8 protein-coding genes are annotated in these 10,384 nt (G+C 37.5%); 3 read left to right on the forward strand and 5 right to left on the reverse strand.

Translation table 11 applies throughout. From position 1 onward, the window contains the following. Positions 1 to 330 precede the first annotated feature (330 nt). Positions 331 to 633 carry a hypothetical protein gene (locus C200_RS15690; protein WP_155274766.1) on the forward strand — a complete coding sequence of 101 codons (303 nt, stop codon included), beginning with the start codon at positions 331 to 333 and terminating at the stop codon, positions 631 to 633. Between the two features lie 58 nt (positions 634 to 691). Here C200_RS15690 and C200_RS04110 read toward each other — a convergent pair whose 3' ends face one another. Further along, positions 692 to 1,465 carry an alpha/beta fold hydrolase gene (locus tag C200_RS04110; RefSeq protein ID WP_016210839.1) on the reverse strand — a complete coding sequence of 258 codons (774 nt, stop codon included), beginning with the start codon at positions 1,463 to 1,465 and terminating at the stop codon, positions 692 to 694. 151 nt (positions 1,466 to 1,616) lie between these two features. Continuing rightward, positions 1,617 to 4,073, reverse strand: a complete 2,457-nt coding sequence (locus C200_RS04115; RefSeq protein ID WP_129556514.1) for a fimbria/pilus outer membrane usher protein — start codon at positions 4,071 to 4,073, stop codon at positions 1,617 to 1,619. Positions 4,074 to 4,241: 168 nt separating this feature from the next. On the opposite strand from C200_RS04115, the gene C200_RS04120 reads away from it, so the two are divergent. Then, positions 4,242 to 5,114, forward strand: coding sequence for a DUF4402 domain-containing protein (locus C200_RS04120; RefSeq protein WP_230383246.1), 873 nt, complete (start codon positions 4,242 to 4,244; stop codon positions 5,112 to 5,114). An 80-nt stretch (positions 5,115 to 5,194) separates the two neighbouring features. Here the strand turns inward: C200_RS04120 and C200_RS04125 are convergent, their stop codons facing one another. The 3 genes from C200_RS04125 to C200_RS04135 all read right to left on the reverse strand — a co-directional run bounded on the left by C200_RS04125 (position 5,195) and on the right by C200_RS04135 (position 8,560). Beyond that, positions 5,195 to 6,931, reverse strand: coding sequence for a cation:proton antiporter domain-containing protein (locus C200_RS04125; protein WP_122941824.1), 1,737 nt, complete (start codon positions 6,929 to 6,931; stop codon positions 5,195 to 5,197). Between the two features lie 184 nt (positions 6,932 to 7,115). Next, a complete protein-coding gene (locus C200_RS04130) occupies positions 7,116 to 8,243 on the reverse strand; it encodes a Fic family protein (protein WP_016210844.1) in 1,128 nt (375 codons plus the stop codon). An 86-nt stretch (positions 8,244 to 8,329) separates the two neighbouring features. After that, on the reverse strand, positions 8,330 to 8,560 hold the full coding sequence (locus C200_RS04135; protein WP_016210843.1) for a hypothetical protein: 231 nt from the start codon (positions 8,558 to 8,560) through the stop codon (positions 8,330 to 8,332). Positions 8,561 to 8,925: 365 nt separating this feature from the next. On the opposite strand from C200_RS04135, the gene C200_RS04140 reads away from it, so the two are divergent. Next, positions 8,926 to 9,954, forward strand: a complete 1,029-nt coding sequence (locus C200_RS04140) for a site-specific integrase (protein WP_016210837.1) — start codon at positions 8,926 to 8,928, stop codon at positions 9,952 to 9,954. Positions 9,955 to 10,384 lie beyond the last annotated feature (430 nt).

Genomic DNA, 10,384 nt, shown 5'->3' on the forward strand with positions numbered 1-10,384 from the left:
ATTGCTCACCTAATCTATGTTTTTTTAGAGTATTTGATGGCGGCTTAGTATAGAGTAGTGTTGCACTTCAGATGACGGAGGGCGGAATCTCGTTAAATAAATTAAATTTTAGCCATGCATATTATACCATTATCAGAACTAAGTTAATCCCATTGAAATCTAATAAAGTAATGAACTGAATGAAAAATATGAATATCTATGTTATTGATTTTAAGAAAGATTGTATCTTACATCATAATCTTAACCGTCACTATAATTCACGTGCCTATCTATCCTAAAGAAGGAGAGCAACCTAGGCCAGACATAATAACAAAAGAAACAACTCATCAATTGAGTCTTGAACTGCCAGAGCAGGCCTTCTATCCGGTAAATTCAATCAAAACAAAACCTGTCGCAATAAAAAACTACTTTATTACAGATAATACTATGTATTCAATTCAACTAGCGGCACCTGATCCAATGTTATGGCTTAATCAAACGAAAAAAATTGAGCTGATGGATATTAATGGCTTATATCTAGTTGAATTTCAAGAAATACGTTATCATTACTCATCAGAAAGAGTACACTTTGAATATCATATTAAGCCTTATCAACAAAGTATATTCTTCTCACTGTATTACTACCTTTATTAAAGCCTAAGTAAGTTAGATAAAGTAACGTACCTCTAATAACTACTAGCCCTAATACTAACTAAATAGAATCAATGTGTTTTTTCATAAAACTTTCCATTACTGTTTGTAAACTCACAGGAGTTTCTTGCATTGGATAATGTCCTGATTCTATTTCAACAAACTCAATATTGTCATGCCACTGGTTAAAACGTTGTTTTTGTGCATCAATTCTTTCTTCTTCTAAATCATATTTTCCACAAACAATCAAGAAAGGTAAGGAAATTCGCTTTAATTCATATGAGAAGTCTTGTGCTGTAAACATTTCTAAATAGCCACGAGCCGCCGCTGGTGTGCGTGTTTGTCGTGATTCTCGCCATTTGAACTGTTGCCATTGACTAGATAATCTCTCACCAAAAGCTATATTAAATAGTTCAATCGCCTTGTCATCATTTGCAATAGAGTCAATAACTAATTGCTTAAATTCATCTGGCATTTTAAAGCACTCTGCAGAAACTGCACCAATAGCCACAGCACTCTTGATTCGTTCTGGAATATCGATAGCCATACGATGAGTTACAATACCTGTCATAGAAAAGCCAATGACATGAAATTTATCCCAGCCTAGTGTTTCTAATAATTCTAATGTATCAGCAACAATTTCTTTTGCCGTGTATTCACCTTGCAGGTGTAAAGAACGCCCATAACCTCTGACATCAATAAAAGCATAGGTAAACGTATCTGTATCTAAAAAAGGTTGTGTCGGTAACCAGCTACTGCAATCTCCCATCCAGTCGTTATAAACAACCACTTTTTCTTTACCTTGCCCATAGAGGGTAAAGCCAAGCTTTGCCATAATTTTTTACCTATTAAAATTATTAATTAATCACTAATGCGGCTGATTGTACGCATCGAATTTATAAATTACTAGATCAGCATAAAGATTTTATCAGCATATTCTTGATTGTGTTTTGATCTAAACAAGACCTCTTTTTCAACTAGCTAATCTAACTCGTGTTTGTTTCAGTCACTTGCTTTTTAGTCACACCCCAATACCAGCGCAATGCACTTGCCCATAAGCTTGATTCAGGAATAGTAAATTTAAGTGGTGTAGGTGGGTTTTTGACGCCTATTAGCTTTAACTCATAGCGCCCTGGAATCAAACCTTCTGCCATAATAAAGCCATCTTGGGGTTCGACTTTAACAACTCTTATTTGTTTATTAATATCAAGATTAATAATACTAGCCTGTAAGCCTTTAGGTACTCCACCTAGATAAAACAGTTGTGCATCAAAGCCACCCGACCATGATAATTCTGGATTATATATCTCATAGGTACTTGGCCTCATTTCAAAAATAGGAGATGATCTTGCTAGTACTAGATTGGCAGGTAATGTGCTCATATCTATTTTAACATCAAGCCGTTGGTAGGTTGGTACAGCCACAGTATAGTAGCCATCTTGGTTAGTAATTACTGGCTGGCCACCGACTTCTAGTTTTACGCCAGCCACAGGTTCTGCGGGTGAACCATCCAGTGCAGGTTGCATTAAACGCCCTGTCAGTGTTGCATTATTAAAGTAAGTCGAGTCTTCTGAGTGCGGGTTAGGACCAATAATATCAGATAAAGATACACCAAAAGTAAAGTCATCTTGATTGCCACTGAGACTAAAGCTCACATTGGGGGAATATTGCCATGTCATACTGGCGTTCCAAGTGTCATCGGCTTGAGTTTTGGTATACGTTGCTGATAGTGTCAATGGCTGTTCATTACCTAATGATAGGTAATAGTTTAAATTAAAGCCATTTAAGCTTGGATTGTTCTTAACCCAATATTCTTGGGCATTAAAACTGCCCAATAGGGGAAAATTAACAAATAGCTGGTAGCTTGCCCATGGATTACGTTGATTATCTGTTATTGTTCGAATCGAACCACCTTGCAATTGACCAGAGAAGGTTGAATTGAAACTATGAGAAATGGACAAATCTTGGTCTTGGTAGCTGTCGGTAAATCGAGCGGATAAGGATAAGGTTGTACTATCTACACTATAGTTATTTTGTAATGTGGTCCAACGTGTTGGATTAAGCTCATCAATATAATCAAAGGGTAAATTCGAAAATAATACTGTCGGGGCGGTTGCATTATCTAGTCTTAATGGGCTGTTGATATTGATTTTACGTTGTAATAACGCGAGTTGATTATTTGCAATGCCGGTATAGCTTAATAATAGCCCATAATCATTGCCTGATTGACTAGAAAATGTTTCACCACTTAAGTTAAGATCATGATTTAGTTGCCATATTAGCTTAGAGCCGACACCATTTTGATCATCAATATTCGCTTCCATCGCATACAACCCTAAACTAAGCTCAGGGGTTAAACCATAACTTAATCCGGCGTATTGATACTGAATACTATTTTGTCTACCAAACCAAATCTGGGGATTGATTTCTCCTTTGCCTAGGCGTGGGCTTTCTCCAGCAATTGTAATTGTTTTTTCTATTTTTGAGCCATTTTTAAAGAAGAAAACTAACGTATAGACATCACCTGACTTTGCTCCAGAGTCTTTGATCAAATAGCGTCCAGATGAGTCTGCATACATGACTTTCCTTAAAAAGCCATTTCTCCAAATATCAACCTCGGTATTGGGCTCGGTAATGCCGTGATAGCTAAAACTGCCATTGGTTTGTTGATTAACAGTGGGGAAGCGCTGATAAGAAACACCATTGTCTAAAGAGTAGCCCGGTATTAAGAGTGAGTTATCTATATAGATATCACCCAACTCAAAGAGATTATTCCCTTGTTGATCTTGGTGTTTATAATACCAGCTGTAATCAGGGTTGTTCCATTGTGAATCACTGCTGTAACTGGAGCTAATTGACCCTGAGAAGGTTCCCTTCAATATATCAATATTGGTATATAATGATGGTGAAGCAATAAACTCGCCATCTGTTGCTTGAGAAAGTGTTAATTGTGGTGAAAGTTCTAAATTCCATGGTGATGTAGGCCATTTAGCGTCTGCTGCTGCCAGTTTTTCCCGTGCTTTATTGTCGCTTTTTGCTTCTTCAAGGGATTGTTTGTGCCTTTTTTTAAGGTCGTCCAGTAATTGAAAACGTGGGTGTATAACAACTTTGTAGCTTTCTAGACTCCAGTCAATACGCATAGGTAGCCAGTTTTTCCAGGCATCGTATTTTAACCAAAGTGCATTGTCTTTTTGTACTAAGACCCCGTTTGCTAAAGGGTGAGTTACGCCTTTGGCTGTATATGTTTTAGTTGCGGCATTAATAGTAAATATTTGATTGTCTGGTTGTAATGTTGCTGTACATTGACTATGACTTTGATTACATGCAACTTCAACACTCAGGGACTGTAGTGTTGCCTCCACATTTAAATAAGGTGTGTTTTCATTATCAGCAGCAACCATCACCTGGAAAAAATCACTGAGTTGTTGAGTATTTGATTGCAATGAAATATAAGCCTCGGATAGCTTGGGGGTGGTATTTGCTATAGAAGCTGTTACTGTTATTGCAGACCCAATAAGCAAGAATGCTTTAAATTGTTTTTTTATTAAAGTAATCAAATTTACTTAACTCTATAAAAAATAGGGTGTAAAATTTTTATATTAGGATTCATTATGTTGATAGGAACACAGCACATGCAGATTAAAATAACAACTCCCTTGCTTACGCTTATCTTCGTCCTATCCCTATTTTGCTTAAAAAACAAAGTGTTTGCAAGCGAGCTGATGCAGTTTACCTTAAACCGCCCGTTGACTATTACGGTGCCACAAAATATTAACTCATCAACGATTATGGCAGGACCAGAGACTGCTTATAGTGCTCAAATTAAGATGGAAGGCAGCAAAAATGAAGATGTCTCTTTTACCATTGTCGGTGCGAGTCAAACTGTCAAGCTACGTAATGCGAATAATAAGCAACTAACTTTGAATGGGTTAAGATTAATCCCTGAGCAGTCACGCCTTAATAATCAAGGCCTCATACTGATACAGTTGGGAGGTGCGGTTCATTTACGATCGAACCAGGCGCCCGGGCGTTATCAGGGCCAAGCAATGCTACAAGCGCGTTATACGAATAACCCAAATATGCAACCAGAAAACTACCCTGTGCGGATTATTGTGAATGTATTTGCTAGAATCAGAGCAAATGTATTGCGTAACCTTGATTTTGGACAGATTATTTCAGGAGATATCCAAAATCAAGTGAGAGTTAGGGCATCCTCGAACGATACACGCGCAGGTTGCGTTGCTATTAATGGTGAGCGTCGTAATAATGTAAAAATTAGTTATCCTGTGCAAGCAGTTATGACAAAGCGCTCAAACTCACTTGCTGTTACTGTCAGTTCATCTATCGATGGTCAGGGGAAAGTGCTTCAATTAAATAATCGAGGGCGGGGACAAATTTGCTTTGGAGGAGTGTTGACCGTACCTGAGCATACAGCTCCTGGCAAGTATCGCGGGAATATCGACGTACAAATGTTTTACCCTTAATTTCTACTATTTATCTTTAATTCAGTTATAGCCCTCCAAGAGAGCTTAGACTTTTTAAGTTCTAAGCTCCTAAGCTTTTATTATCTGTTTCTTATTTTTTCTATGATTTTTTGTGCTTCTTCAGATTCTATATCTGATTTTTCCATGATAATTTGAGCAATGCGTAAACTTGATTCGAGCGTTTCTGCGACCACATAACTAGCACCTTCATCATAGAGACGATTAAAGTCCTGTGTGTCTTCGGATCTAACAATAACGGATAATAAAGGGAATTGGGCTCTTAGTGATTTTAAAATATTTTGTGATGCTAAGTGGTCATCAATCGCAATAACTGCTGCATTAATGTGTTCGCCAATCAATTGACGCCACAGTTCTTTCTTGCGAGCATCCCCATAAATAATAGGGAAATTTTGCTTTTTGAGTTTTTGCACACGTTTAGCATCATAGTCAAACGCAATATAAGGAATCTGTCGCTCTTCTAAAACTTTGCCAATTAGCTGGCCAACTCTACCAAAGCCTGCGATCACAATAGTACTTTTGTGTGTTATTGCTGCAATTGGGTTACTTGGCTCATCTTTGCCTCTTTTAAATAAAGAGTGACTATATTCACCAATAGTTGGCGCCAGTTTAAAAAGAAGTGGAGTTAATATCATAGCAATAACGATGACAAGTAAGAAAAATTGAGCATCGCTAACCGAGACTAAGTGTGCACTTACTGCTACACCTATGACCATTAAAGCAAATTCTCCTGGCTGAGCAAGATAAATTGCAGACTCACCTGCTTGACGACTAGGAATGCGAAATAACAGGGCTAGTAAAAACATCACTAGCGCTTTAAGTAAATAAATTCCAATGATTGAGAGCAATAGCAAGATAGGATGATGGAAAATTTCTGCAAGATTAACCATCATTCCAATTGATAAAAAGAATATCCCTAATAATATCTCTTTTAGTGGATTAATAATTACTTCAATTTCATGTCTAAACTCTGTTTCTGCTATCAGTAAACCCGCGATAAAAGCACCAAGGGCAAGTGAGAGACCAGCAAGGTAAGTCATTGTAGAACATGCAATGACAATAAAAACAACAAAGGATGCCAGCCATTCAGGAGATGTCGATGCACTAACAGAGCGTAGTAGGGGGGCGAGTGCTTTTTTTCCCAATAAAAAAATGATACAGACTGTGCATGCACCCAATAATAATGATGAACCTAATGCAATAAAAATATTTCCTGTACCATCACCACTAAATGATGAGGCAAGTACTAAAATAGGAATAACAGCAAGGTCTTGCATTAATAAAATCGAAAAACATAATATACCTATCGCTTGGTTAGATAGCTTTCTTTCTTCTAATAGCTTCATAACTATCGCTGTTGAAGAAAGAGCTAGTGAAGCACCTAGCAAGATGGAACTTGGTATCGAGTTACCAAATAATAATGCAACAATAAAAATTAATGCAGCCGTTAGAATAATCTGTGTTGTGCCTAAGCCAAAGATATAATGTCGTAGCTCTTTTAAACGATCAAATGATAGTTCGAGACCGATCATGAACATCAATGTGACAATGCCAAGCTCGCCAAGCAAATGTACTGTGCCAGACTTTTCAATTGTAATATAAGATATCCAGTGATATGAATCAGCAAAAACAGCAAGACCAAAAGGCCCAATTGCAATTCCACAGAGCAAATACCCAAGGACAGGGGAGATTTTTATGCGTTGAAGCAAAGGAATTACCAGGCCTGCAATACCAAAAAAAAGCAAGATATTGAAAATGATACTAATCATTTGATGATTGTCAGCTGCCGTATGCCCCATAATACTCAAACGCCTGTGTTAAATATTAAAAATAATTTCACCAATTTAATCTATGCTGTAAGCATAAATCAAGCATTTTTCTTATCTTAATAAAATATAAAATGAATTATTTTTAAAAGGTTAGGATTGTAGAGGCTCTCCTGTATGGGTAGGAAGGATATTGACTAAGGGTATTTTATAGTATTCATAGAATATCTGTAACCGTAATGGTTTCTATTTGATTTAGATTTATGGCCAAATAATAACGTGTTGCCTTACGTATCCCGTCGCGAGTAAGAACGCCTTTTTCTGCTAATCCTTGTAAATCACGTGTTGTTGTTGCGGTTGAGGCTCCTGTAATCGCGATATAGTTTGCAGCACTTAAGCCCCCTTGAAACCCTTCTGGACCTTCCTTAAACATTCGAAGTAATGCTTTCTCTTGGCGTGAATTTAACTGCCCTCGCACCTGATCCATTAACTTACTCTTGTTAATAATAAACTCAATATAGGCTAACGTATTTTTTTGGGCTTCGATAACAGCAGTTGCAAACCATAATAGCCAGGGAGTAACTTCCATACTCCGGCTTGCTAAATTAAGTTGTTGATAATAGTCTTTTCTACGTTTTAACAAAACTTTAGCTAGCATGGTCATAATGGGTACTGAAACTCCTTGTGCTAGTGCTTTTTCGGCAATTGCGCGGCCAATTCTACCATTACCATCTTCAAAAGGGTGGATACTTTCAAACCAAAGGTGAGCAATTGCTGCACGAGTAATTGCCGAAATGTTTTTTTCAGGAGTAATAAACCAATCTAAAAAAGTAGACATTTCGCTTGCTACATTTTGAGATGGTGGTGCTTCATAATGAATTTTACGATTATAATCAGGTCCTGATACGATTTGCATAGCTTCAGCATGGGAACGATATGAGCCAATATAATCAAGGTCTCGGCGTCCATTCATTAACATTTTATGCCAATCAAATAACATAGTCTCAGTTAAAGGTTCAGCAATGTTTTGATAAAGTTTGACCATCATTTCAGCTACCCCAGCTTCTGCTGGACTTGCCTTATAGTGATTGACGGTTAAGCCTAATTCCTTGCGAACAGATGATTGAACGCTATCACGATTTAAGTATTCTCCTTCAATCTCAGAGGTGTTTAGTGCTTCTGCGCCAACAAGCTCTACAGTGAGAAGTTGTTGATCTTCAACAGCAATATGTTTAGATGCACCAGTAATCACGCCAGCACCTTCAAGAAATAAACTCTCTGCGCGTTGGAGCTTACTATGGTTCCACTGAAAGTGAGGCCATTCTTGTAGTTGCCAGTTCCACATTTTGATCGATACCTTTGGATTTATTAATCATAATGTAGCACTAATTTGATTAATAGCTATAGTGTTTTTAAGTCAAGAAGTTAGTTTTACTCTATTGGTTCTAAGGTGATGTAATTATTTAGGTTTAATCGCTTAAAACCACGTTTATAGCAATTGATAATGTATTCGGCGATTTCATCTGCAACTTCATGGTTATCTCTATTTAATTGGATAATTTTATTGCCATCTTTTGCTTGAAAAATTATTTTCCCTTTTTCAATGGATAAGCTTTGTATTTTCTCAAAATCAACTTGGGTGTTGTTGTATGTAATGAGCATAGATCCCTCCTAGCATCAACACATCTTTAGTTCGTATTTTCAAATTCTTTTAAGCTCAGATGAATTTGTAAGTTGATTATAGTCCAGGCCTCTTAGACTGCAAGAATAATTATTCACACGACAATTACGTAATACGTATTACATAGTATCAAATTAAATAATTTGAGTACTTTGCTACTTCCGATAATGACGGTTATCGGAAGTAAGTTAATAGAGGAGGGATAGCGAGTTTGATATTTCATAATTTATGCAATCAAAAAATACGCAGCACAGGCTGTAGATAAGCAAGAGAAGATAATAAGTAGTAGGCAGATAGCAAACCCATTAATAAAGGAATATAATTTGGTTAAAACAGCAGGAAAGTTATGAGTAGCAAACAAATTAAGAAAATAATGACAGCAGAGTCTAGGACAGAGATATCAACGACGCTCAGTTCATCATCAAGACAATTTCTTGAAAATACATTAGCACAGGCGACTAAACGTGGTTATGCCGCAGATTTAAAAATTTTTTTTGCTTGGGCTGAAGCCCATCAGACGGCTGCAATCCCTGCTACAGCTGAGACGATTGCTAATTTTTTAGCAGACCAAGCATCAGGTGTACTTTCTGTTTGGTTGCGACAAGAAAGTCAATTGATCAATGGTCGCCCGGTGAGTGTTGCTACATTGAGACGTCGATTAGCTGCCATTAAGTACGCACATAAACTAAATAAAATAGAACCCTCACCAACAGATACTGCAGAAGTTAGAGAAACGCTTAAGGGAATTCGTCGTACCTTAGGTGCTAAACCCAATGCAAAATCAGCACTCATGAGTCAAGATATACAGCTATTGATGAGATATATCCCCGAAACAATTACAGGACAGCGTGATAGAGCAATTCTTTTGCTTGGCTTTGCAGGCGCTCTACGCCGATCTGAATTAACTTCCCTTGAGCTATCTGATATCGAGGTACAAGAAAACGGCATGCTTGTTTATATTCGCTCAAGTAAAACCGATCAAGAACAGCAAGGTCAGGTTATTGGTATTGCTCGTAGTGAAAATAAAGCCAATTGTCCTGTTGGTGCCATTGAACAATGGTTACAATCTTCAATGATTTTATCCGGGCCGATTTTTAGACGAATTTTTGCAAATGGTAAGATTGCAATAACTACTTTATCTGATCGAACGATATATAATATTGTTAAAAACTATTGTCAATTAGCAGGCTTAGATGCTAGCCGGTTCGGTGCCCATAGTTTAAGGCGAGGCTTTGTTACCAGTGCAGCTAAAGCTAAAGTTGACCCTTTTCGAATCATGGCGGTTACTCGCCATAAACGCCTAGAAACGGTTAAACGTTATGTTGATGAGGCGAATCTTATTAATGATTACCCTGGTGCAGATTTATTAAAGTAGATAACATAGATTCAAAGACTAGGCATTATTCCCTTGAAGTCCTTGAAAATAGAGCCCCCCTATCACTAGAATCAGCCCCACTATTTGAAAATAAGGTTGCCTTTTTTGATGATTGTACCGTAGGTTTTGGCTTTAAAGATCGCTCGAAAACACTTAATTGTAAATGGAAGCCTATATTAGGGACAATACAACTTCTATCAGGCAGTATGTTTGAGTTGATATTCAGGACCTAAATATATGTAGCACCGCGAGCCTGCCTGTAGTGATTTATTTTTCAAGTTTCATCGAGAAAAAAATTCCAAACGCTGCGAGCCATGGAGTGCTAAGCACGGGGTGAGTAGGCCGAGGTAGGTTCGGGTTTTTAGCAGAGCGGAGTTGCGAAAGACCGTTAGGTCTGTAGCAAGCGTAACGAGTGTCTAAAAATCTATAC

This window comes from Piscirickettsia salmonis LF-89 = ATCC VR-1361, assembly GCF_000297215.2.
GTDB lineage: Bacteria > Pseudomonadota > Gammaproteobacteria > Piscirickettsiales > Piscirickettsiaceae > Piscirickettsia > Piscirickettsia salmonis.

Coding starts and splice junctions, on each gene's coding strand:
- C200_RS04125 (WP_122941824.1), bottom strand. CDS start 6,931: ATGGGGCATACGGCAGCTGACAATCATCAAATGATTAGTATCATTTTC.
- C200_RS04120 (WP_230383246.1), top strand. CDS start 4,242: ATGTTGATAGGAACACAGCACATGCAGATTAAAATAACAACTCCCTTG.
- C200_RS04110 (WP_016210839.1), bottom strand. CDS start 1,465: ATGGCAAAGCTTGGCTTTACCCTCTATGGGCAAGGTAAAGAAAAAGTG.
- C200_RS04140 (WP_016210837.1), top strand. CDS start 8,926: ATGAGTAGCAAACAAATTAAGAAAATAATGACAGCAGAGTCTAGGACA.
- C200_RS04130 (WP_016210844.1), bottom strand. CDS start 8,243: ATGTGGAACTGGCAACTACAAGAATGGCCTCACTTTCAGTGGAACCAT.
- C200_RS04135 (WP_016210843.1), bottom strand. CDS start 8,560: ATGCTCATTACATACAACAACACCCAAGTTGATTTTGAGAAAATACAA.